The sequence below is a fragment of the Janthinobacterium sp. 344 genome (assembly GCF_900112025.1).
GTDB lineage: Bacteria > Pseudomonadota > Gammaproteobacteria > Burkholderiales > Burkholderiaceae_D > Janthinobacterium.
In genome coordinates, this window is the sequence record NZ_FOKL01000001.1 from 483,956 (window position 1) to 505,584 (window position 21,629).

At 62.1% G+C, this 21,629-nt stretch carries 23 protein-coding genes and 1 tRNA gene; 1 reads left to right on the plus strand and 23 read right to left on the minus strand.

What is annotated here, in order from left to right:
* From BM193_RS02160 to rpsO, 16 genes are all read right to left on the minus strand, one after another.
* Entirely contained in the window at window positions 1–1,254 is a 1,254-nt protein-coding gene (locus tag BM193_RS02160) for an NADH-quinone oxidoreductase subunit D (protein ID WP_034749992.1), read from the minus strand.
* Window positions 1,254–1,847, minus strand: coding sequence for an NADH-quinone oxidoreductase subunit C (locus tag BM193_RS02165; protein ID WP_092795027.1), 594 nt, complete (start codon window positions 1,845–1,847; stop codon window positions 1,254–1,256). Before BM193_RS02165 ends, BM193_RS02160 begins: the two co-directional genes overlap by 1 nt.
* Before the next feature lie 17 nt (window positions 1,848–1,864).
* The gene (locus tag BM193_RS02170) at window positions 1,865–2,341 is read right to left on the minus strand and encodes a NuoB/complex I 20 kDa subunit family protein (protein WP_010399733.1); all 477 of its coding nucleotides are present in this window, start codon (window positions 2,339–2,341) and stop codon (window positions 1,865–1,867) included.
* A gap of 3 nt (window positions 2,342–2,344) precedes the next feature.
* Window positions 2,345–2,704, minus strand: coding sequence for an NADH-quinone oxidoreductase subunit A (locus tag BM193_RS02175; RefSeq protein WP_092796969.1), 360 nt, complete (start codon window positions 2,702–2,704; stop codon window positions 2,345–2,347).
* 177 nt (window positions 2,705–2,881) lie between these two features.
* A tRNA-Leu gene (locus tag BM193_RS02180) sits at window positions 2,882–2,966 on the minus strand.
* Window positions 2,967–3,168: 202 nt separating this feature from the next.
* Entirely contained in the window at window positions 3,169–3,570 is a 402-nt protein-coding gene (gene secG, locus BM193_RS02185) for a preprotein translocase subunit SecG (protein WP_092795029.1), read from the minus strand.
* 28 nt (window positions 3,571–3,598) lie between these two features.
* Window positions 3,599–4,348: a triose-phosphate isomerase gene (gene tpiA, locus BM193_RS02190; protein WP_092795030.1), complete on the minus strand. Its 750-nt coding sequence runs from the start codon at window positions 4,346–4,348 to the stop codon at window positions 3,599–3,601.
* A 72-nt stretch (window positions 4,349–4,420) separates the two neighbouring features.
* The gene (locus tag BM193_RS02195; RefSeq protein ID WP_092795032.1) at window positions 4,421–5,401 is read right to left on the minus strand and encodes an NAD(P)H-quinone oxidoreductase; all 981 of its coding nucleotides are present in this window, start codon (window positions 5,399–5,401) and stop codon (window positions 4,421–4,423) included.
* Between the two features lie 69 nt (window positions 5,402–5,470).
* Window positions 5,471–6,079 carry a tetratricopeptide repeat protein gene (locus tag BM193_RS02200; protein WP_092795034.1) on the minus strand — a complete coding sequence of 203 codons (609 nt, stop codon included), beginning with the start codon at window positions 6,077–6,079 and terminating at the stop codon, window positions 5,471–5,473.
* Window positions 6,080–6,147: 68 nt separating this feature from the next.
* Window positions 6,148–6,909, minus strand: a complete 762-nt coding sequence (locus BM193_RS02205; protein WP_092796971.1) for a GIN domain-containing protein — start codon at window positions 6,907–6,909, stop codon at window positions 6,148–6,150.
* A gap of 125 nt (window positions 6,910–7,034) precedes the next feature.
* Window positions 7,035–7,250 carry a hypothetical protein gene (locus BM193_RS02210; RefSeq protein WP_092795036.1) on the minus strand — a complete coding sequence of 72 codons (216 nt, stop codon included), beginning with the start codon at window positions 7,248–7,250 and terminating at the stop codon, window positions 7,035–7,037.
* A 154-nt stretch (window positions 7,251–7,404) separates the two neighbouring features.
* The gene (locus tag BM193_RS02215) at window positions 7,405–9,363 is read right to left on the minus strand and encodes a methyl-accepting chemotaxis protein (RefSeq protein WP_175533127.1); all 1,959 of its coding nucleotides are present in this window, start codon (window positions 9,361–9,363) and stop codon (window positions 7,405–7,407) included.
* A 132-nt stretch (window positions 9,364–9,495) separates the two neighbouring features.
* Window positions 9,496–9,795 (minus strand): hypothetical protein, encoded by a 300-nt coding sequence (locus BM193_RS02220; protein WP_092795038.1) that lies wholly within the window; start codon window positions 9,793–9,795, stop codon window positions 9,496–9,498.
* A gap of 9 nt (window positions 9,796–9,804) precedes the next feature.
* Window positions 9,805–10,500 carry a hypothetical protein gene (locus tag BM193_RS02225; RefSeq protein WP_092795039.1) on the minus strand — a complete coding sequence of 232 codons (696 nt, stop codon included), beginning with the start codon at window positions 10,498–10,500 and terminating at the stop codon, window positions 9,805–9,807.
* A 205-nt stretch (window positions 10,501–10,705) separates the two neighbouring features.
* Complete coding sequence (gene pnp / locus BM193_RS02230) at window positions 10,706–12,823, minus strand: polyribonucleotide nucleotidyltransferase (RefSeq protein ID WP_092795041.1); 2,118 nt, start codon at window positions 12,821–12,823, stop codon at window positions 10,706–10,708.
* Between the two features lie 233 nt (window positions 12,824–13,056).
* Window positions 13,057–13,326: a 30S ribosomal protein S15 gene (gene rpsO / locus BM193_RS02235; protein ID WP_010399743.1), complete on the minus strand. Its 270-nt coding sequence runs from the start codon at window positions 13,324–13,326 to the stop codon at window positions 13,057–13,059.
* Window positions 13,327–13,512: 186 nt separating this feature from the next.
* On the opposite strand from rpsO, the gene bamE reads away from it, so the two are divergent.
* Window positions 13,513–14,010 carry an outer membrane protein assembly factor BamE domain-containing protein gene (gene bamE / locus BM193_RS02240; protein ID WP_092795043.1) on the plus strand — a complete coding sequence of 166 codons (498 nt, stop codon included), beginning with the start codon at window positions 13,513–13,515 and terminating at the stop codon, window positions 14,008–14,010.
* A 139-nt stretch (window positions 14,011–14,149) separates the two neighbouring features.
* Here bamE and BM193_RS02245 read toward each other — a convergent pair whose 3' ends face one another.
* From BM193_RS02245 to ilvC, 7 genes are all read right to left on the minus strand, one after another.
* Window positions 14,150–15,697, minus strand: a complete 1,548-nt coding sequence (locus tag BM193_RS02245) for a 2-isopropylmalate synthase (protein ID WP_092795045.1) — start codon at window positions 15,695–15,697, stop codon at window positions 14,150–14,152.
* 48 nt (window positions 15,698–15,745) lie between these two features.
* Complete coding sequence (pssA, locus tag BM193_RS02250; RefSeq protein ID WP_092795047.1) at window positions 15,746–16,597, minus strand: CDP-diacylglycerol--serine O-phosphatidyltransferase; 852 nt, start codon at window positions 16,595–16,597, stop codon at window positions 15,746–15,748.
* Between the two features lie 156 nt (window positions 16,598–16,753).
* Window positions 16,754–17,509 carry an SIMPL domain-containing protein gene (locus BM193_RS02255; protein ID WP_092795049.1) on the minus strand — a complete coding sequence of 252 codons (756 nt, stop codon included), beginning with the start codon at window positions 17,507–17,509 and terminating at the stop codon, window positions 16,754–16,756.
* 99 nt (window positions 17,510–17,608) lie between these two features.
* Window positions 17,609–18,364, minus strand: a complete 756-nt coding sequence (locus BM193_RS02260; protein ID WP_092795051.1) for an SIMPL domain-containing protein — start codon at window positions 18,362–18,364, stop codon at window positions 17,609–17,611.
* 208 nt (window positions 18,365–18,572) lie between these two features.
* Complete coding sequence (locus BM193_RS02265) at window positions 18,573–19,811, minus strand: MFS transporter (RefSeq protein ID WP_092795053.1); 1,239 nt, start codon at window positions 19,809–19,811, stop codon at window positions 18,573–18,575.
* Between the two features lie 191 nt (window positions 19,812–20,002).
* On the minus strand, window positions 20,003–20,413 hold the full coding sequence (locus BM193_RS02270; protein WP_092795055.1) for a hypothetical protein: 411 nt from the start codon (window positions 20,411–20,413) through the stop codon (window positions 20,003–20,005).
* A 150-nt stretch (window positions 20,414–20,563) separates the two neighbouring features.
* Window positions 20,564–21,580, minus strand: a complete 1,017-nt coding sequence (gene ilvC, locus BM193_RS02275; protein ID WP_034750044.1) for a ketol-acid reductoisomerase — start codon at window positions 21,578–21,580, stop codon at window positions 20,564–20,566.
* Window positions 21,581–21,629: the final 49 nt, after the last annotated feature.

A 21,629-nucleotide genomic window follows, 5' to 3' on the forward strand; every position in this document is an offset into this window, starting at 1 on the left:
TTAGCGGTCAATACTGCCGAACACGATATCTTGCGTACCGATGATGGTCACGGCGTCGGCAAGCATGTGCCCACGCGCCATCTCATCGAGCGACTGCAAGTGGGCGTAGTCTGGCGCGCGCAGTTTCATGCGGTACGGCTTGTTGGCGCCATCGGACACCAGGTACACGCCGAACTCGCCCTTCGGATGTTCCACGGCGCTGTAGGCCTCGCCTGGCGGCACGTGGAAACCTTCCGTAAACAGCTTGAAGTGGTGAATCAGCGATTCCATGTTGGTCTTCATGTCGACACGGCCCGGAGGCGCCACCTTGCGGTTGCTGGTCATGACAGGACCTTCATTGTTGCGCAGCCACTCCACGCATTGCTTGATGATGCGGTTCGACTGGCGCAGCTCTTCCACGCGGACCAGGTAGCGGTCGTAGCAATCGCCGTTGGTGCCGATAGGAATGTCGAAGTCCATCAGGTCGTACACTTCGTACGGCTGTTTCTTGCGCAAGTCCCACTGCACGCCCGAGCCGCGCAGCATGGCGCCCGTAAAGCCCATGGCCAGCGCATCTTCCGGCGAGACCACGCCGATGCCGACGGTACGCTGTTTCCAGATACGGTTGTCGGTCAGCAGGGTTTCGTACTCGTCCACGGAATTCGGGAAGCGGCGCGCGAAGTCTTCGATGAAGTCCAGCAGGGAACCCTGGCGGTTTTCATTCAGCTTGCCGATGGCCTTGGCGTTGCGGATGATCGACGCCTTGTGCTGCGGCATCGCGTCCGGCAGGTCGCGGTACACGCCGCCCGGACGGTAGTAGGCCGCGTGCATGCGCGCGCCCGACACTGCCTCGTAGGCGTCGAACAAGTCTTCGCGGTCGCGGAAGCAGTACAGGAACGGGCCCATGGCGCCAACGTCCAGCGCGTGGGTGCCGAGCCACATCAGGTGGTTCAGGATGCGCGTCATCTCGTCGAACATGACGCGGATGTATTGCGCGCGCAGCGGCACTTCCAGGCCCAGCATCTTTTCGATGGCCATCACGTAGGCGTGTTCATTGCACATCATCGACACATAGTCGAGACGATCCATGTACGGCACGGATTGCAGGTAGGTCTTCTGTTCGGCCAGCTTTTCGGTGGCGCGGTGCAGCAGGCCGATATGCGGGTCGGCGCGCTGGATGACTTCGCCATCCATCTCCAGCACCAGGCGCAGCACGCCGTGCGCGGCCGGATGCTGCGGCCCAAAGTTCAGGGTGTAGTTCTTAATCTCAGCCATTATTTCATCCCGTAATGTTCTTCGCGGATCACGCGCGGCACGTTTTCCCGCGGCTCGATCGTCACGGGCTGGTAAATCACGCGCTTTTGTTCCGGATCGTAACGCATCTCGACATAGCCGGAGACGGGGAAATCCTTGCGGAACGGATGGCCGATGAAACCGTAGTCGGTCAGCAGGCGGCGCAAGTCGTTGTGGCCTTCGAAGAGGATGCCCAGCAGGTCGAACGCTTCGCGCTCGTACCAGTTGACGGCGCGCCAGATGCCGACCACGGAGGGCAGCAGCGGCATGTCGTCATCGGGCGCGAACACGCGCACGCGCACGCGCCAGTTGTGCTTGACCGACAGCAAGTGCGAAACGGCCGCGAAACGCAGGCCGTCCCAGCTGCCGTCGCCATAGGTCGAGTAATCGACGCCGCACAGATCGATCAATTGCTCGAAGTGCAGGGTCGGATCGTCGCGCAGGGTCTGCATCACGCCCAGGTAGTCTTGCGCCTTGACCAGCAAGGTGACTTCGCCCAGGGTAACCGTCGTGCTAACGCGCTCGCCCAGGGCGGTGCCGAGGGCGTTTTGCAATACTTCTAAATGTGTTGTCATAATCTGAAGCGGCCCGGTTAGCGTGCGATCGTGCTGGTACGCTTGATCTTGTTCTGCAACTGCATGATGCCGTACAGCAGGGCTTCAGCGGTCGGAGGACAGCCAGGCACATACACGTCGACGGGCACGATGCGGTCGCAGCCGCGCACCACGGAGTAGGAATAATGGTAGTACCCGCCGCCATTGGCGCAGGAACCCATCGAGATGACCCAGCGTGGCTCTGCCATCTGGTCGTAGACCTTGCGCAGGGCCGGCGCCATCTTGTTGCACAGGGTACCGGCAACGATCATGACGTCGGACTGACGCGGCGACGGACGGAACACGACGCCGAAACGGTCCATATCGTAGCGGGCTGCGCCCACGTGCATCATTTCGACCGCACAGCAGGCCAGACCGAACGTCATCGGGAACATAGACCCGGTGCGCGCCCAGTTGATCAGCTTGTCGGCCGAGGTGGTGATGAAACCTTCGCTTAATACGCCTTCAATAGCCATGGCTTATTCCCAGTCAAGGGCACCTTTCTTCCAAATGTACCAAAATCCGACCACGAATTCAGCGATGAACACCATCATCGTGACGAAACCGGCCCAACCCAGGTCGCGCATTGCAACGCCCCACGGGAAAAAGAATGCCGTTTCCAGATCGAACAAAATAAACAGGATTGCGACCAGATAGTAGCGCACATCAAATTTCATGCGCGCGTCTTCGAATGCTTCAAAGCCACATTCGTACGGGGAGAGTTTTGCTGCGTCAGGCTTGTTAGGACCTAACAGGCGCCCCAGGAGCTGGGGAGCGATACCGACACCGAGGCCGATAAGAATGAACAGCAGGACGGGGAAGTAATTTTCGAGGTTCACGATTGATAAGCTTATATTGAACGATCGGTTAAATGAGGACACTGCGATCATTTGCAGCGTATCTAACGCACGACCCCAATCAAAGCTAAGACCAGGATCGAACGACACATCCTCGTAAAAAAAGCCAGCAACTTTGTACGAGCCATGGCTCGTGCGCCGTTGCTGGCTTCTGATTTCTGGTGCCGACGACGAGACTCGAACTCGTACAGCTTTCGCCACTACCCCCTCAAGATAGCGTGTCTACCAATTTCACCACGTCGGCGGTAAGGCCCGTATTCTACTCTGCTTTGCCGCTAAAGTTAATGCACAAATGCATCAAAACACAGATAAAAACGATAAATTTTTACAGCTTACAGCGCGCCATGATTTTTTCCTGCCGCGCTGCCAAAACATTGAGCAATAATCTGCCCGTAATGAGAATTACTCTCGATGAGGTATCGAGTCACTACCCGGTAAAGACCAAATTACTTCGGAATCGCGCCGGCCGGGGTGCTGGCAACCGGTGCCGCCGCTGCCGGAGCGCTGGCGGCCGGAGCCGCAGGCACCGTCGTCGGGATCGCGCCCGCGCCAGTGACCGGCACCCGCTTGACGACCTTGTCCATCACGCCGCCGCCAACCGTCGTGGCGCGCTGGTTGGCCATCAGCGACAGGGCCAGGGTGGCGCCGAAGAAGATCGCGGCGGCGACGCCCGTCGACTTCGACATGAAGTTCGACGAACCCGTCGCACCAAACAGGCTGCCCGAGGCGCCCGAACCGAAGGCGGCACCCATGTCGGCGCCCTTGCCGTGCTGCAGCAACACCAGCGCGATAATCGACAATGCCGAAATAACCTGTACCACCACTACCAGATTGAACATCATGTTCATTGCAATTCCATTCTTAGTTTAAATTAATTCAATCAGCGGCGTGAATAATTGCCAGGAAATCCGCCGCCTTCAATGCTGCTCCACCGATCAGACCGCCATCGATATCCGGCATCGCCATCAATTCTTTTGCGTTCTCTGGCTTCATGCTGCCGCCGTACAGGATTTGCACGCCGGCCGCCGCTACCGCATTCTTTGCCGCCAGCTGGGCGCGCAATACCTGATGCACGTCCTGCGCCATCTGCGGCGTGGCCGTCTTGCCCGTGCCGATGGCCCAGACCGGCTCGTAGGCCAGCACCAGTTTCGCCACGTCGGCGGCGGAAATCGCCGCCAGCACGGCACCCAGCTGCTGCGCCACCACTGCGTCGGTCTGGCCCGCCTCGCGCTGCGCCAGCGTTTCACCGATGCAGACGATCGGCGTGATGCCGGCCGCCAGCGCCGCCACCGTCTTGGCCGCCACGTGCGCATCGTTCTCGCCATGGTAGGCGCGGCGCTCGGAATGCCCGATCACCACATAGCTGCAGCCGAAATCCTGCAGCATGGCGGTCGAGATTTCTCCCGTGTACGCGCCGCCAGCATGGGCGGACACGTCTTGCGCGCCCCATGCAAGGGCCGTGCCTGCCAATTGCGCCTGGCACTGCGCCAGATACGGCGCGGGCACACAGACGGCGCTGGCGGCGCCAGAGGCAGCCAGGCCAGCAACTATTTCAGACAATAACACCGCGTTCGAGGTGCGACTGCCGTTCATTTTCCAATTTCCGACGACGAGTTTGCGACGCATAGTAGCCTAAATTCTAATAACCCGTCATTCTAACTCCAGCACCGATGCCGGTCAAACAGGCAGTGCCCCGTTTCAGGCAACTTGCAACATGATCTTGCCCACGTGCGTGCTCGCCTCCATCAGCGCATGCGCCTCGTTGGCTTTGTCCAGAGGGAAGGTTTTGTAGATGACGGGCTTGATCTTGCCCGCCTCGATCAGCGGCCAGACGGTGCTGCGCAAATGGTTCGCGATGGCGGCCTTGAAGGCGACCGAGCGGGGACGCAGGGTGGAACCTGTCACCGTCAGGCGGCGGCGCAGCAAGGTGCCCAGGTCCAGTTCCGCCCTGGTGCCGCCCTGCACCGCGATCAGGCCGATGCGGCCATCGTCGGCCAGGCAGGCAATCTCGCGCGGCAGGTAGTCGCCGCCCACCATGTCGAGGATGACATCGACGCCTTTGCCATCAGTCAACTGCTTGACGACGGCAACAAAATCTTCCGTGCGGTAATTGATGCCCCGTTCGGCGCCCAGCGCCTCGCAGGCACGCGCCTTCTCGTCGCTGCCCGCCGTGGCGAACACGCGGTGGCCCAGAGCGGCCGCCAGCTGGATGGCCGTCACGCCGATGCCGGAGGTGCCGCCCTGCACCAGCAGGGTTTCGCCGTCGGCCAGCGCGCAGCGGTCGAAGACATTGCTCCAGACGGTAAAGAAGTTTTCCGGCAAGGACGCGCCTTCCAGCGCCGTCAAGCCCTTCGGCAAGGGCAGGCACTGGCCGGCGGGCGCGGCGCAGTATTCGGCATAGCCGCCGCCCTGCACCAGCGCGCAGACCAGGTCGCCCTTGCTGAATGCGGCATCGGTAAAATCGCCATCGACGATTTCGCCCGCCACTTCCAGGCCCGGCAAGTCCGACGCGCCGGCCGGCGGCGCGTATTTGCCCAGGCGCTGCAGCACGTCGGGACGGTTGATGCCGGCCGCGTGCACCTTGATCAGCAGTTCACCCGCCTTGAAGGCGGGAACGGGACGTTCGGCAATCTGCAAAACGTCGGCGGGACCTGGCTGGCTGATGGCAACTGCGCGCATGGGGGGACTCTTTCAAGGGAAAACGGCGATTGTACGCCAAGCCGCCCGCCCTTGCAGATCACCACCCTGTCAGCCGCCGCCCGTTTTCGATTGCCGCGGCAAGGGCGTGCCCGGCTTCCACTTGGCCGACAAGGCCTGCCCCTCCTCGACTTGCTCATGCGTCATCTTGCGCACCACGGCGGCGCGCTGGTCAGCCGCGTTGGCATTGCCATTCGCCGCCGCCAGGTTCCACAGCATGTAGGCAATCACATCATCCTGCGGCACGCCGCCCATGTGGTAGCGGTACATCAGGCCCAGCACCTGCTGCGCCTCGGCATGGTTTTGCTCGGCGGCCTTGCGGAACCAGGCCACGGCCTGCTTGTGGTCCTGCAGCACGGCGTTGCCCGTGTAATACATGGCGCCCACCACGTACTGGGCATCGGCCTTGCCCTGGTCGGCCGCCTTGCGGTGCCAGAACATGGCTTGCTTGTAATCCTGCGGCAAGCCCCGGCCCATGTAATACATCAAGCCCAGCAAATGCTGGGCATCGGCATTGCCGGCCTTGGCCAGGGGCAGGATTTCCTTGTAGGCCAGGGCATAATTCTTGTTGTTGTAGGCGCTGGCGCCTTCGACGAAGCCCGCCCGCGCGGGCAGCTGTATCGCCAGCAGCATGAGTAATGTAATGATCAGTTTTTTCATCGGATTGGGATGTGGTCTGACTGCTTTTTCTTTTCTTATCCTGCCCAAGGCAGGAGCCCCTTATGTCCTTACTTCCAGCTCACCTTGCCCAGGCCCTCGACGCTGACATCGCGGTTGGCCGGCTTGCCGTACACCACCACCGAACCGAGTCCACTCAGGTTCAGCTTGGCATTCGTGCGGGCACTCACCGTGGCATTGCCCAGGCCGCTCAATTCAAGATTGACGGCATCGGCTTCGAATTGCTGCGCATTCAGGCTGCCCAGGCCACCCAGGCTGGCTTTCAGCATGCGCCCGCGCCCGCCGAGCACGACGGAGCCGGCGCCCTGCAGGTCGAGCTCCGCCTTTTCATTGTTGCCGACCCAGATATGCATGCTGCCCACGCCGCCCAGGCTGGCATTGAGCTTGCGGTAGTCGCCCACCACCTTGATGCTGCCCGCCCCTTCCAGCGAGAGGGTCAGCTCCTCGCCCGTGAACCCCGTGACGTCCGTGCTGCCGAAGCCCTCCGAACTCACTTCGCGCAGGTTCGGCAAGACCAGGTCGGCCCGGATCGACGACGGATTGATCTTGAAGCCGCGCACTTCCGTTTCGATATGCAGGGTGTCGCCGCTTTGCGCCGTGCTGACATCGGCGATATAGCGCTTGTCGGCCGTGATGCTCAGCGAGGGCACATTGCCCTGGCGAATGCGCACTTCCATCACGCCATCGAGCTTGACCCGCACCACGCGGGCGTCGATGGTGCGCATTTCCAGCAAGCGGGTCTCGGCGGCCGCAGCGCGCACCAGGCCCAGTGTCGCCAGGAACAGCAGCGCCAGTTGCAGTGTCTTTTTCATGTATTGCATCCTCGGTATCTTGTTTTTATCTGCCAGGGCAACCGTCCGGGGGACGCCTGCACTGCATCACGCCTTGCCACTCTAGCAGCGTGGAAAATGACTGACAATGGCTTTGACAGGCGCGCTTATGCGAAACGGGCTTTTTCGGCGGCGCTCAGGCGCTTGGCCTTGACTTGCACCACGTGCATGGACATGGCGGCCTTGCCGGCTGGCGCGGCCAGGGTGGCCGTGGAGCTGGCCACCTGCAGGGCTGGCGCGGCAGGGGCGATGGCGTAGCAGCTGGCGCCCAGCAGGATGGCGGCGGCAACGGCAATGACTTCCATGTTTTTAGCGACGTTCATGTTGTTCTCCTCGGGTATCTGGCAGTGGGCTTGCGGTATGGTGTGACTATAGCCATACCGCCCCCGGCCGGCACGCCGATTGCGACGAACTGCGCTTTTGGCAGGCTGGCCTGACAAAAACGCGGATGAACGTGCGGATCGCTACGCTTGCCGCTTAAAACTCTTCCCACTCGTCGGCGCCGGACCTGGCCGCCTTGGCCGGCTTGGTCAGCTTGGTCGGCTTGGCTGGCGACAGCGCGCGGGCCGGCGCGCGCGGCGCGGGAGCGGCCGGCTTCGCCTTGAGGCGCGCGACGGGCGCCGATGCCGCACCCGCATCGCCCAGACGGAACATGCCGACGGCCTGCGCCAGGTCCACGGCCTGCTCCTGCAGGCTTTCCGCGGCGGCGGCCGCCTGCTCGACGAGGGCCGCGTTTTGCTGCGTCATGGTATCCATGTGCGTGACGGCCGTATTGATCTCGCCGATGCCGGCGCTCTGTTCGCGGCTGGCCACCGTGATCTCGCTCATGATGGCGGTCAGTTGCTGCACCGATGCCACCACCTGATCCATGGTCTGGCCCGCTTCGTCGACGAGGCGTCCGCCCGCATCGACCTTGTCGACCGAATCGCCGATCAATTCCTTGATTTCCTTGGCCGCACCGGCCGAGCGCTGCGCCAGGTTGCGCACTTCGGACGCCACCACGGCAAAGCCCCTGCCCTGCTCGCCCGCGCGCGCCGCCTCGACGGCCGCGTTCAAGGCCAGGATATTCGTCTGGAAGGCGATGCCGTCGATCACGCCGATGATGTCGACGATCTTGCGCGAGCTTTCCTGGATGCCCGCCATGGTGCCCACCACCTGCTGCACCACGCGGCCGCCCTTGGCCGCCACTTCAGAAGCGGACACGGCCAGCTCGTTGGCCGCATGCGCGTTTTCCGCGTTCTGCTTGACGGTCGAGGTCAGCTCATCCATCGAACTGGCCGTCTCTTCCAGCGCGCCCGCCTGCGCTTCCGTGCGCGAGGACAGGTCGGCATTGCCGGCGGCGATATCGGCCGATTCGCTGCGCACCAGGGTGCTGATGCTGCGGATCTGCACCAGCACGGTGGCGATCTTTTCGACGAACAAGTTAAACGCCTTGGCGATCTGCGCCAATTCGTCCGAGCCCTCCGCGTCGAGGCGGCTGGTCAGGTCACCGTCGCCCGTGGCGATGGCTTCCATCGCATCGCGCACCAGGCCCAGGCGGCGCAAGGCGCGCGCCACCAGCACGCTCAGGACGGTGGCGGCCAGCACCAGGACCAGCAAGGCCGTCAGGGCCGAGGCGCGCAGCATGGCAGTGAGCGCCTGCGTCGCTTCCGCGCGGTCGAGCACGGTCGCCAGCAGCCAGTCGCTGCCCGGCACTTTGCTGACATGCAAGATACCGTCGCGCCCGCCGAGGCGGATGCTCGCGCCTTCGCCGCTCTTTTCGATATCGGCCAGGGCTTGCGCGCTCAGGCCGGCATCGAGTTCCGCCAGCGGTTTCAGGGTCAGCTTGCCATCCGGATGGGCGATGATCTTGCCGCCACCATCGACAAGAAAGCCATAGCTGGCCGGCGTCGGCTTGATCGAGGCGACGTTTTGCACGACGGCATCCATCATCACGTCCGCCGCCAGCACGCCCGTCACGCTGCCCTTGCCGCCCAGCGGCTCGGCAAACGTCACCACCAGCTTGCCCGTGCTGGCGCCGATATACGGCGCCGTGATGATGGGGCCGCCCACTTCGGACGCCAGCTTGTACCACGGACGCGCCGTGGGATCGTAGTCGGCCGCGCGCTTGCGCTCCTGCGAGAAGACGGCGTGCTTGTCGGCAAAGCCGATATACGCCATATCGAACGTGCCTGCCTGCTCGGCCGCCTTCAGGGCCGGCAGCGGATCGGCCGCCGTGGCGCCCTGCTTCAGCGAGCCCACGACGGCTTGCTTGGAACGCAGCCATTCGGCAATCGCCTGCGCATGGCTGTGCGACAACTGCAGCATTTGCGTGTCGAGCGCCGCCAGGGTGCTGGAACGCGTGGTAAAGAAGTTGGCGATGGCCACGGCCAGCATGGCCAGCACGACGATGGAAACGGCGATGGCGATCAGCCGTGCCTTAAGGGAGGACAACATGGTGCATCCAATAAAAAAAGAGAAAATCGGGAGGGATGCGCCATGGTCGATGAATAAGATTTTGTCGTCAAGCAATACCGACTATCAATTACCCATAAACAACAATTGATACCATGTATCTATGCGCGAGCGCTAGGAAGCCTCGCCGCGCAGCTTGCGCAAGGCCGGCGATGCGCCGCCCGTGGCTTCGATGCGGAAACGCGCAAACGCCTGCTCCAGCTCGGCATACTGGCGCAAGCCGCCTTCCGTGAAATAGCGCCCGCCCGGAATGTCGCCCCACGGCAGCGGCGCGGCCAGGGCGCCGCTGGCGGCCAGGGCCAGCAGCGGCTCGAGCGCGCTGCGCAGGTCGGCCACTTCCGCATCGGCGGGCGCCAGGCGCGCCAGCAGTTGCTGCAATTCGGCAGTACAGGCCTGCAAACGCTGCTGGTCCATGCTCACTCCTCAATTCTTGATGGTGCCGATCAGCACGGGTGCCGACCACAGGCTGCGGTTCGGCAATAAATACTGCTGCGCGCCGCCACGGCGTCGTACCAGGCCACCCAGTTCCTGCGTCGGCGCCACTTGGCTGACAAACACGTTGACGGGGCCCTTGGGCATGATTTGATACACATCATACAGCGGCGCTTCGCTCTTCAAGGGCAAGCCGAAGCAGTCGGCCAGGGTGGCGCAGCGGCCCGACGCCAGCTGCAACTGCGCGCTGGTGGTGAAATACGGCGAATACGGCGAGACACGCTGGCCATGCGGCACGATCTTCACCAGCGCGGCCGACATCGTCTGCAAGTCCGGCAAGGTACTGCCGGACGCCAGCTGCTCGACGGCGCGCGCATACACGGTGTCGGCGGAGGCGGCCGGGTCGGCGGCGCGCAATTCGCGCAGCAATTGCTGGCCCGGCGCGCTGTCGAGATAGGGATCGATCACTTCCCGCTGCACCCCTGCCGTCTTGAAGGTGCTGAGGTCGTTGATTTCGCGCGCATGCACGGCGCGCAGGGCGTCGAGGTCCTGCGGCGGCATGGCCGTGGACGCGGCGGCGATGGGAATCGGCAGCGGCACCGGCGTGGGGGCGTTGTCGGGCTGCGCCCAGGCACCGGGCGAAACGGCAAGCAAAAAGGCGGCGGCCAGCCGGCATAGTGTGCGCATGCTGCATCTCCTTGGAGGACAGGTTCAGGGGAGTATCCCCATCCGAATCTACAAGGAGCGCCAGTCACCGGGACGAGCTGCATCAAGGCCGGCGCACCCACCTGCCCCCACCTTCGATACAGCGCAAGCCAGGCGTAAAAAAACCGCCAGGGCTTGCGCGCTGGCGGTTTGTGGAGATGGCGGACCAAGCCGCCGTCAGGCGAACTTAAGCGGCTGGCGCTTCGTTGCCTTCAGCAGCTTTCATCGACAGCTTCAGGCGGCCGCGGTCGTCCGTTTCCAGCACTTTGACGCGCACCAGCTGGCCTTCTTTCAGGTAGTCGGCCACGGCGTTGACGCGCTCGTTGGCGATCTGCGAGATGTGCAGCAGGCCATCCTTGCCTGGCATGACTTGCACGATGGCGCCGAAGTCCAGCAGTTTCAGCACGGTGCCTTCGTAGGTCTTGCCCACTTCGACGGAGGCCGTCAGTTCCTCGATGCGGCGCTTGGCTTCCTGGCCGGCAGCAGCATCGACGGAAGCAATGGTGACCACGCCTTCGTCGCTGATGTCGATCTGGGTGCCCGTCTCTTCGGTCAGCGCGCGGATCACGGCGCCGCCCTTGCCGATCACGTCACGGATTTTTTCCGGGTTGATCTTGATGGTGATCAGACGCGGTGCGAAATCGGACAGTTCGGTTTTGACGTGCGGCATGGCTTTTTGCATTTCGCCCAGGATGTGCTCGCGGCCTTCCTTGGCTTGCGCCAGCGCCACTTGCATGATTTCCTTGGTGATGCCCATGATCTTGATGTCCATCTGCAGCGCCGTGATACCGTTGCGGGTACCGGCTACCTTGAAGTCCATGTCGCCCAGGTGATCTTCGTCACCCAGGATGTCGGACAGCACGGCAAACTTGCCGCCTTCCTTGATCAGGCCCATGGCGATACCGGCCACGTGCTCTTTCATCGGCACGCCGGCGTCCATCAGTGCCAGGCAGCCGCCGCAGACGGAAGCCATCGACGAGGAGCCGTTCGATTCCGTGATTTCCGATACCAGGCGCACCGAGTAGCTGAACTCTTCAGCGGCTGGCAGGGCGGCGATCAGCGCGCGCTTGGCCAGGCGGCCGTGGCCGATTTCGCGGCGCTTTGGCGTACCGACACGGCCCGTTTCGCCGGTGGCGAACGGAGGCATGTTGTAATGCAGCATGAACGAATCGGTGAACTCGCCCATCAGTGCATCGATCTTCTGGCTGTCGCGGGCGGTGCCCAGGGTAGCGACGACCAGCGCCTGCGTTTCGCCGCGCGTAAACAGGGCCGAACCGTGGGTGCGTGGCAGCACGCTGGTGCGGATCGAGATCGGACGCACGGTGCGCGTGTCGCGGCCGTCGATGCGTGGCTCGCCGTCCAGGATCTGCGTACGCACGATCTTGGCTTCGATGTCGAACAGGATGTTGTTCACTTCAGCGCTGTCGATGGACGCGCCGCCGGCGGCAGCCGCTTCAGCCGTCAGGTCGGCGATCACTTCCGACGTCGCCGCCTTCAGCTTGGCCGTACGCTCTTGCTTGTCCTTGGTTTGATACGCATCATTGATCTTGGCGTTGGCGAAATGCGCGACGCGGGCGATCAGTGCTTCGTTTTTCGGCGCAGGCGCCCATTCCACTTCCGGCTTGCCGCCGTCGCGCACCAGGTCGTGAATCGCGTCGATGACGACTTTCATCTGGTCGTGGCCGAAGACCACGGCGCCCAGCATGACTTCTTCGGACAGCTGTTTCGCTTCCGATTCGACCATCAGCACGGCCGTTTCGGTACCGGCGACCACCAGGTCCATTTCCGACGTTTTCAGTTGCTGCACGGTCGGGTTCAGGATGTACTGGCCGTTGGCGTAACCGACGCGCGCGGCGCCGATCGGGCCGTTGAAAGGCACGCCCGATACGCACAGGGCAGCCGATGCGCCGATCATGGCGGCGATGTCCGGATCGATTTCAGGATTGACCGACAGCACGTGAATGATGACTTGCACTTCATTCAGGTAGCCTTCCGGGAACAATGGACGGATAGGACGGTCGATCAAACGGGAAGTCAGTGTTTCTTTTTCGGAAGGACGGCCTTCGCGCTTGAAAAAACCGCCCGGGATTTTACCGGCAGCATAGGTTTTCTCGACATAATCAACCGTCAAAGGGAAGAAATCCTGGCCTGGCTTGGCATCTTTGCGTGCCACCACCGTTGCCAGAACGACGGTATCTTCGATCGACACCAGCACTGCGCCGGATGCCTGACGTGCGATTTCGCCGGTTTCCAGGGTCACTTGATGTTGACCGTACTGGAAGGTTTTCGTAACTTTGTTAAACATGGGGTATCCCTTTTCTAATTGCCGACAGATTTTCAGGGGCTGTCGTTCACCTCACCACAGGCGGCGTAAAAATGCTGCCTTTACTTGTTACCACCTTTGCTACATTGCTGCTAAAACATGATATCGGCAAGAGAATACTGTACTTACCGACATAAATCCGGAATTCAAATGACAAAATGCCCGCGTCAGCGAACTGGCGCAGGCATTTCTGTATAAACCTTGTACGGCAAAAATTACTTGCGCAGACCAAGTTTAGCGATCAGGTCGCGATAACGGGTAGCGTCTTTAGCCTTCAGGTAGGACAACAGGCTCTTACGACGGTTGACCATCATGATCAGGCCGCGGCGGGAGTGGTGATCTTTCGAGTGGGCTTTGAAGTGGCCGTTCAGTTCGTTGATACGAGCCGTCAGCAGTGCAACTTGCACTTCAGGGGAGCCGGTGTCGTTTTGACCACGAGCGTTGTCCGCGATGATAGCGGCTTTGTTGATGTTTTCTACTGTCATGATAAACCTTTCACATGCGGTGCACAGAGTCTGAACCCTATCCACCGTGAACTACGATTATTAAAAGACTGGCCTAGTGCTGCCAACCAGACGCGCAAGTATATCGGAAAAATGCCCGCCTGTATCCTGCCGTGCGGCCTTTTCTCGGTGCATGATAGGATTTTCCTGCATTTCAGGAGCACAAACATGAAAAATATACTCAAATTAGCAACACCGATGCTGTTTGCCGCGCTGGCCGGCTGCGCCAGCTGGAACGTCCCGCCGCCGCAGCCGGGCGAACCGCGCGCCGCCGTGGAGGCGCGCCTGGGCCGGCCGACGAATGTCTACCAGTTGCCCACGGGCCCCGAACTGGAATACGCCACGGGCCCATATGGCCAGGCCACCTACATGGCCCGCTTCGGCCCCGACGACAAGCTGATTTCCTATGAGCAAGTCCTCGACACGGCAGGCTTCGCCCGGGTCAAGGTCGGCGTTTCAACCGAGCAGGACGTCCTGCACTTGTTGGGCAGGCCGACGGAAACCTCGTATCTGTCGATCCCGAAACTGCACGTCTGGTCCTACCGCTACAAGGAATCGGGCGTGTGGGATTCCATGATGCACGTGCACTTCGACCAGGACGGCATCGTGCGCATGATGATGAACGGGCCCGATCCTGCCAAAGAAGAGCGCCGCTTCTTCTGGTAAGACATTACTGGCGCAACAACGCCTGATAAAACCGTAGCGAGCGGAAGAGAGAGGTGGCCAAGAAGCGCAACCGTACTCTAGTACGGTGAGCATCGCAGGCCACCTATACCGACGCGTAGTAGGTTGAATCAGGCGTCCTTCACTCAGGTTGCGGGTCGATGCGCTCATCCTTCGCGTGTAATTTGTTGAGCGCCGACAAATACGCCTTGGCCGAGGCGACGATGATGTCCGGGTCGGCGCCCACGCCGTTGACGATGCGTCCGTCGCGCGACAGGCGCATCGTCACTTCGCCCTGCGACTGCGTGCCCGTGCTGATGGCGTTGACGGAGAACAAGACCAGCTCCGCGCCGCTGGCGGCCGCGCTTTCGATGGCGTTGACGGTGGCGTCGACGGGGCCGTCGCCCTCCCCCACACAGCTGCGCTGTTCGCCGCCGACGAGAAACTCCACGCGGGCGCGCGGCACGGCGCCCGTCGTCGATTGCTGCGTCAGCGAAATGAAACGGTAGTGCTCACTCTCCTGCGCCTGCTGTTCCTCGCTGACGAGAGCCATGATGTCTTCGTCGAAAATCTCGGATTTCCGGTCCGCCAGCTCCTTGAAGCGGAGAAAAGCCGCGTTGACTTCCGCCTCGGAGTCGAGCGCGATGCCCAGCTCCTGCAGGCGCTGCTTGAAGGCGTTGCGGCCCGACAGTTTTCCCAGCACGATCTTGTTGGCCGTCCAGCCCACGTCCTCGGCGCGCATGATTTCATACGTCTCGCGCGCCTTTAAGATGCCGTCCTGGTGGATGCCGGGCGCGTGCGCAAAGGCGTTCGCGCCCACGACGGCCTTGTTCGGCTGCACGGCAAAGCCCGTGATCTGCGACACCATCTTGGATGCCGCCACGATTTGCGTTGTATCGATGCCCACCGTCAGGTTGTAGTAGGCGGCGCGCGTGCGCAGCGCCATCACCACTTCTTCCAGCGCCGTATTGCCGGCCCGCTCGCCCAGGCCATTGACCGTGCACTCGATCTGCCGCGCGCCGCCGATCATGACGCCGGCCAGCGAATTGGCCACGGCCAGGCCCAGGTCGTTATGGCAATGAACAGACCAGATGGCCTTATCGGAATTCGGTATGCGTTCGCGCAAGCGCTTGATGGTCGCGCCGAAGATCTCGGGCACGGCATAGCCCACCGTATCGGGGAAGTTGATGGTGGTGGCGCCCTCGGCGATCACGCCCTCCAGCACGCGGCAGAGGAAATCCTCGTCGGAGCGGCTGCCGTCCTCAGGGCTGAATTCGATGTCGTCCGTAAACTGGCGCGCGTAGCGCACGGCGTTTTGCGCCTGTAATAACACTTGCTCGGGCGTCATGCGCAGCTTCATCTGCATGTGCAGCGGCGACGTGGCGATGAAGGTGTGGATGCGCTTGCGTTCGGCCGGCGCCAGCGCTTCGGCGGCGCGGGCGATGTCACGGTCGTTGGCGCGCGACAGCGAGCAGATGGTCGATTCGCGCACGGCGCCGGCAATCGCCCGGATCGACTCGAAGTCGCCTTGCGAGGCGGCCGCGAAGCCCGCCTCGATCACGTCGACCTTCATGCGCTCGAGCTGCCTGGCGATGCGCAGCTTTTCCTCGCGCGTCATGGACGCGCCCGGCGATTGCTCGCCGTCGCGCAAGGTGGTGTCAAAAATGATGAGCCGGTTACTGGTATGCATGGCTGCTCCTCGCTGATGGAAAGAAGTGGCTACCGGCCCAGGGTATCGTCAGTGCTCCGGGTCCGTCTGGATGATGCTGACCGGCTTGCCCTTCGCCATGCGCCAGAAGAACACGGCATAGCCGGACAAGCCATAGGCGACGAAAATCGGGAACAGCACTTTCGGCGGGTCGATGGAAATGAGCGCGAAGAACAGTGCCAGCAGGAACACCACGATGAAGGGCACGGACTTGCGGAAGTTCACATCCTTGAAGCTGTAGAACGGCACGTTGGTGACCATGGTCAGGCCGGCGAACAGGGCGATCGTCCACGAGACCCAGGCCAGCTGGTTGCCGGCGAATTCCAGGTCGTTCATGAGCAGGATGAAGCCGGCCACCATGGCCGCCGCAGCCGGGCTGGGCAAGCCCTGGAAGAAACGCTTGTCGACCACCTGGATATTCGTGTTGAAGCGCGCCAGGCGCAGCGCGGCGCCGGCGCAATACACGAAGGCGGCCAGCCAGCCCAGCTTGCCCATGCCGCGCAGCGACCATTCGTAGATCACCAGCGCCGGCGCGGCGCCAAAGGACACCATGTCGGACAGGCTGTCGTACTGGGCGCCAAATTCGCTCTGCGTGTTCGTCAGGCGCGCGATGCGGCCATCGAGGCCGTCGAGAATCATGGCGATGAAGATGGCCCAGGCCGCATGTTCGAATTTCTGGTTCATGGCCATGACGATGGCGTAGAAACCGCAGAACAGGGCCGCCGTCGTGAAAGCATTCGGCAACAGATAGATGCCGCGGCGGCGCAAGGTTTTCTTGCCCGCGCCGTCGGCGACCGGCTGGCGCACGAATTTGCTGAAGCGCGAAGCCTTGGAGGTTGCGGGAGTGCCGTTCTTGCCTCTACGACGGGGGAAGTTTGCCATGTTGTTCCATTTCTTGTGTACTGCAGGGGATTCGGTGCCAGATGGCAGGCGGCTTGGTCAAACACACACACCTGCCGATGTTGCCATTATAGAGGAGCCGCCGCCAAAGAAAAGCGCGGCGGCGTCAAGCCGGCAATATTGACACCAATACTAACCTTATTTGAACTTGACCTTGGCCACCAAGCCCATGTTCAAGGTGGTTTCGCCCGGTTCGAAGCTCGGTTCGGCCACCTGGCTGCCGCCATAGGCCATGGCATCGGCGCTCATGTTGCGCGCACCGGTCACGTTGACGCGCTGCGCGTAGTTGCCGGAACCTTCGAAGTCGATGGTATCGATCACCGCATCGCTGACCTTGCGGCCCATGGCGCCGGCGATGGCCGCCACGCGCTCGTTCAGGTTCTGGTACGCGGCGGCGATGCGCTGGTCATCGAGCTTGCGCACGGTGGCCGGCGCCAGGCTGAAATTCAAGCGGTTCAGGGTCAGCACGCCTTGCGCGGCGGACACTGTTTTCGGCAGGGCCGCCAGGTTGGTCGTCGTCACCTGCAGATACTGGCCGACCCTCCAGCCCGTGGCGACGCGCGGCTTGGCGGCTACGCCGGGCGGCAGGGGCGCCGTTTCCGGGTACACGGCATACGTGTAGTAGCCCTGGGTTTTCAGCACGGCTTGGGGATCGGCCTTCTTGACGATGGCCACGCCCTGGTTCATCTTCTGGTTCACGCGCGAGGCGGCAGCGGCCTTGTCCTTGTCCTGCTCCTCGATGGCCAGGGTGACGGTGACCTGGTCGTTCGCATGCACCACTTCACCGTTGGCCGGCACGACCACCAGGGTGCCGGAAGTTGGCAGGCTTTGCGCCTGGGCGGACAGGGCAACGGTGGCGACGGCCGCGGCCAGCATCGATTTCATGACTGTCATGGATTTCTCCTGGAAAATAATCGGGTAAAAACAAGCATGGGGCCAACAAGCCCCATGATTTAAAACATGCTAATGCGGGAATTTCCCACGCAAGTGCACTTACTTGAACTTGACCTTGCCGACGACGCGCATGTCGAGCGTGGTTTCGCCTGGTTCGAAGCTCGGTTCGGCGACGGCGCTGTCGTCGGCCATCTTGGCGCTGCGCATCATCATCGGTGCGGCGGCAGGACGGCTTTCGTTGGCGTAATTGCCGGAACCTTCGAAGTCCACCGTATCGAGCACGGCGTCGGCCACATTGCGGCCCATGGCCTTGGCAATGGCGGCCACGCGCTCGTTCAGGTTCTTATACGTGGCGGCGATGCGCTGGTCGTCCAGCACGCGGATGGTTTCCGGCTTCAGGCCGAAATTCAAGCCATTCAGGGTCAGCACGCCTTGCGCCGCGGAGACGGTCTTTGGCAGGGCCGCCAGGTTGGCCGTCGTCACTTCCAGGTACTGGCCAACACGCCAGGCCGTTGGCAAACGCGGCTTGGCCACGGCGCCGGCAGGCAATGGGCGCTCTTCCGGATACACGGGATAGGTGTAGTAACCGTACGATTTCAGTGCCGCCGACGGGTCGGCCTGCTTGACGATGGCGATACCCTTGTTCATCTTCTGGTTGACGCGCGAGGCGGCGGCAGCCTTGTCCTTGTCCTGCTCTTCGACGGCCAGGGTGGCAACGACCTGGTCGTTGGCATGCTTGACTTCGCCATATGCGGGTACGACCACCAGGGTGCCGGAAGTCGGCAAGGTTTGAGCTTGTGCGCTCAAGGCAACGGTAGCTGCGGCAGCAACAAGTACGGATTTCATCACGGTCATGGGGGTACTCCTAGGTGGTTAAAGTGGCTGACAATCAGGAACGGGGCAGTGCGTGCCGCCCCGTTTCGCTTGAGAAACTTGTCAAACTGTGTAGATTCTAACGCCTCAAAAATTCCCGTGGCGCAAATTAACAAATCGTCACAAAATGCGCCGCCCGGTCACATCTGCTCACATTTAAATAACAACGTTATTTTATATAACGACGCTATCAATGGCCCGCCACCACGCCGCCGCTGCGGCGGCCCGGCTTGAAGCTGTAGCGGCGCGCGCGCCAGGCGATGGCCAGCGCCACCAGCAGCAAGGCCAGCATGGCCCACGGGAACGATGCCGCGCCATAACCATCGAGCAGCATGCCGCCGGCCAGGCCGCCGCCCGCGATGGCCACGTTCCAGATGGTGGCCACCATCGCCTGCGCCACGTCCATGCCGTCGCCGGCCGCGTCCGCCGACGCCGTCTGCAGCAGGGTGCCGGCGCCGCCAAAGGTGATGCCCCAGATGGCCATGCTGATGTAGATCACGGCCGGCGCATCCATCGCCAGCCCCAGCGCGACCACCACCACGGCAAAGGCCGCGATGCAGCCCAGCACCAGGGCGCGCAGCCAGCGGTCGATCAGCTGGCTGATCAGCCAGATGCCGGCCAGCGAGCCCACGCCATACACGAGCAGCACCAGGTCGACGCGTGGGCGCAAGCCCGATGGCGCCAGGAACGGCGCGATATACGTATATAAAATATTGTGCGCCAACATCCAGGCGACGATCACCGCCAGGATGGGCCGCACGCCCGGCGTCATGAATACTTGGCGGATGGACAGGCGCTCGCCATTCTTTTGCCCCGGATAATCGGGTACGGCCAGCAGCACCCAGGCGATCAGCACCACGGCCAGGCCCGACATGATGCCGAAGATGCTGCGCCAGCCCAGCACGCCGCCCATCAGGGTACCCAGCGGCACGCCCAGCGACAGGGCCAGTGGCGTGCCGATCATGGCGATGGCCATCGCCCTGCCCTGCTGCTCGACGCTCACCATGCGGCGCGCATAACCGGCCATCAAGCCCCAGGCCAGGCCGGCGGCCATGCCGGCGAGGAAACGCGAAACCAGGGTGATGACGTAGTGCGGCGACAGGGCCGTCACCGTATTGAAAATCAGGAAGCCGACGATGGCCAGCAGCAATACATTGCGCCGGCGCCAGCCGCTCGTCAGCGCCGTCAGGGGAATCGCCGTCAAGATGGAACCGATGGCGTACACGGTCACGAGCTGGCCCGTCATGACTTCGGAAATGCCCAGGCCCTGGGCGATCTGCGGCAGCAGGCCGGCCGGCAAGGTTTCCGTCAGGATGGCAATGAAACTCGTCATCGCCAGGGCCAGCAGGGCCAGCACGGGAAGGCGTTGGGGAATGGGAGCGGCAACAGCGGCCGATGGCGGCACTGTGGCGGTAAAGCGGTCAGTCATGGAAGTCCTTCTGGTGGCGCAGGCGGCGAATGGTTTGCGCCTGGCGTGCTACGAAAGCGGTGATGCGCGTTGCGGTCGGCAGATACCGAAACAGATGCAGGACAGATGACACTGCAAAGGAAGGGCGGAATTATATAGGAGGCGGGCGCAAAGCGTGCGCGCCAAGACAGCCGTGCTTCAAGCAGCCGTGCTCAAGCCGGGGTCATGCAGGCATCATTGGCCGCCTTGCGCGGCGAAAACCAGGCATTCGATTTCGGACTGTACAGGAAGGCGCAGAGGACGGCGAACAAGAGCGCGCCAGGCAGCACGTCCATCTTCAGCGGCAAGGTCGCCAGACAGAACGCTATGTCGATCACGCCCCACACCAGATACACCGTGCGCGCGCCACGCCGCCTTTGCAGCATGGCCAGCGCCGCCACCAGGGTAATGCCCTGGCTGAAGAGCAAAATCGCGTATTGCACCTCGACGGGAATGGCGCCGTGCGCCATCCCGGCCAGCATGGCGGGATCGTTGCGGCCGAGATAAACCGAGGTCAGCGAGAACAGCGCGCTGAGGACCAGAATCCAGCAGCTGACGGCAACCTGGACGGGACGCTTGAGCACATGAAGATTGCCTACAAAAACTTTAGAGAAAACAAGCATGGTGCCGACGGTATCGTTGAATGGGCCTGATTGTAACGGATGTTGGCTGGCGAACGCCCGCGCACAAAAAAAGCCGGCTTGCGCCGGCTTCCTGTGAAGAACGGTAAATGCTTAGTTCTTCGACTGATCCACCATCTTGTTCTTGGCGATCCAAGGCATCATGGCGCGCAGTTTCGCGCCCACTTCTTCGATCTGGTGCTCGGACGTCAGGCGGCGGCGCGAGATCAGGGTCGGTGCGCCTGCCTTGTTTTCCAGGATGAAGCTCTTCGCGTATTCGCCCGTTTGAATGTCTTTCAGGCATTGACGCATCGCATCCTTGGTGGCCGAGGTGACGACTTTAGGACCCGTCACGTATTCGCCGTACTCGGCGTTGTTCGAGATCGAGTAGTTCATGTTGGCGATGCCGCCTTCATAGATCAGGTCGACGATCAGCTTGAGTTCGTGCAAGCACTCGAAGTACGCCATTTCAGGCGCGTAGCCCGCTTCCGTCAGGGTCTCGAAGCCGGCCTTGATCAGTTCCACGGCGCCGCCGCACAGCACGGCCTGTTCGCCGAACAGGTCCGTTTCAGTTTCTTCACGGAAGTTCGTTTCGATGATGCCGGCACGGCCGCCGCCGTTGGCCGAGGCGTACGACAGGGCGATATCGCGGGCGATGCCCGACTTGTCCTGGTACACGGCGATCAGGTGGGGCACGCCGCCACCCTGGGTGTAGGTGGCGCGCACGGTGTGGCCCGGCGCTTTCGGCGCGACCATGATCACGTCCAGGTCGGCGCGTGGCACGACTTGGCCGTAATGCACGTTGAAACCGTGGGCGAAGGCCAGCACGGCGCCCTGCTTGGCGAACGGCGCGATGTTTTCGTTGTAGACCTGGGCGATGTTTTCATCCGGCAGCAAGATCATGATGACGTCGGCCGCTTTCACGGCGTCGTTGACTTCCGCTACTTTCAAGCCAGCTTGTTCGACCTTGGTCCACGATGCGCCGCCCTTGCGCAGGCCGACGGTGACGTTGACGCCCGAATCGTTCAGGTTTTGCGCGTGGGCATGGCCTTGCGAACCGTAGCCGATGATGGCCACGTTTTTGCCTTTGATCAAGGAGAGGTCAGCGTCTTTGTCGTAAAAAACTTTCATGGTATTTCCTATGATTTGATGATGCGTTGTTGTTTTAAATGCGGCCTGT

What these genes read in the sequence shown, in the direction of transcription:
- BM193_RS02210 (WP_092795036.1), bottom strand. Translation starts at nt 7,250, where the DNA reads ATGAACGTCGCTAAAAACATGGAAGTCATTGCCGTTGCCGCCGCCATC.
- pnp (WP_092795041.1), bottom strand. Translation starts at nt 12,823, where the DNA reads ATGTTTAACAAAGTTACGAAAACCTTCCAGTACGGTCAACATCAAGTG.
- BM193_RS02215 (WP_175533127.1), bottom strand. Translation starts at nt 9,363, where the DNA reads ATGTTGTCCTCCCTTAAGGCACGGCTGATCGCCATCGCCGTTTCCATC.
- BM193_RS02165 (WP_092795027.1), bottom strand. Translation starts at nt 1,847, where the DNA reads ATGACAACACATTTAGAAGTATTGCAAAACGCCCTCGGCACCGCCCTG.
- BM193_RS02260 (WP_092795051.1), bottom strand. Translation starts at nt 18,364, where the DNA reads ATGACCGTGATGAAATCCGTACTTGTTGCTGCCGCAGCTACCGTTGCC.
- BM193_RS02170 (WP_010399733.1), bottom strand. Translation starts at nt 2,341, where the DNA reads ATGGCTATTGAAGGCGTATTAAGCGAAGGTTTCATCACCACCTCGGCC.
- BM193_RS02195 (WP_092795032.1), bottom strand. Translation starts at nt 5,401, where the DNA reads ATGCGCGCAGTTGCCATCAGCCAGCCAGGTCCCGCCGACGTTTTGCAG.
- BM193_RS02205 (WP_092796971.1), bottom strand. Translation starts at nt 6,909, where the DNA reads ATGAAAAAGACACTGCAACTGGCGCTGCTGTTCCTGGCGACACTGGGC.
- bamE (WP_092795043.1), top strand. Translation starts at nt 13,513, where the DNA reads ATGAAAAATATACTCAAATTAGCAACACCGATGCTGTTTGCCGCGCTG.
- rpsO (WP_010399743.1), bottom strand. Translation starts at nt 13,326, where the DNA reads ATGACAGTAGAAAACATCAACAAAGCCGCTATCATCGCGGACAACGCT.
- BM193_RS02160 (WP_034749992.1), bottom strand. Translation starts at nt 1,254, where the DNA reads ATGGCTGAGATTAAGAACTACACCCTGAACTTTGGGCCGCAGCATCCG.
- secG (WP_092795029.1), bottom strand. Translation starts at nt 3,570, where the DNA reads ATGAACATGATGTTCAATCTGGTAGTGGTGGTACAGGTTATTTCGGCA.
- BM193_RS02255 (WP_092795049.1), bottom strand. Translation starts at nt 17,509, where the DNA reads ATGACAGTCATGAAATCGATGCTGGCCGCGGCCGTCGCCACCGTTGCC.
- BM193_RS02225 (WP_092795039.1), bottom strand. Translation starts at nt 10,500, where the DNA reads ATGCGCACACTATGCCGGCTGGCCGCCGCCTTTTTGCTTGCCGTTTCG.
- BM193_RS02245 (WP_092795045.1), bottom strand. Translation starts at nt 15,697, where the DNA reads ATGCATACCAGTAACCGGCTCATCATTTTTGACACCACCTTGCGCGAC.
- pssA (WP_092795047.1), bottom strand. Translation starts at nt 16,597, where the DNA reads ATGGCAAACTTCCCCCGTCGTAGAGGCAAGAACGGCACTCCCGCAACC.
- tpiA (WP_092795030.1), bottom strand. Translation starts at nt 4,348, where the DNA reads ATGCGTCGCAAACTCGTCGTCGGAAATTGGAAAATGAACGGCAGTCGC.
- ilvC (WP_034750044.1), bottom strand. Translation starts at nt 21,580, where the DNA reads ATGAAAGTTTTTTACGACAAAGACGCTGACCTCTCCTTGATCAAAGGC.
- BM193_RS02220 (WP_092795038.1), bottom strand. Translation starts at nt 9,795, where the DNA reads ATGGACCAGCAGCGTTTGCAGGCCTGTACTGCCGAATTGCAGCAACTG.
- BM193_RS02265 (WP_092795053.1), bottom strand. Translation starts at nt 19,811, where the DNA reads ATGACTGACCGCTTTACCGCCACAGTGCCGCCATCGGCCGCTGTTGCC.
- BM193_RS02200 (WP_092795034.1), bottom strand. Translation starts at nt 6,079, where the DNA reads ATGAAAAAACTGATCATTACATTACTCATGCTGCTGGCGATACAGCTG.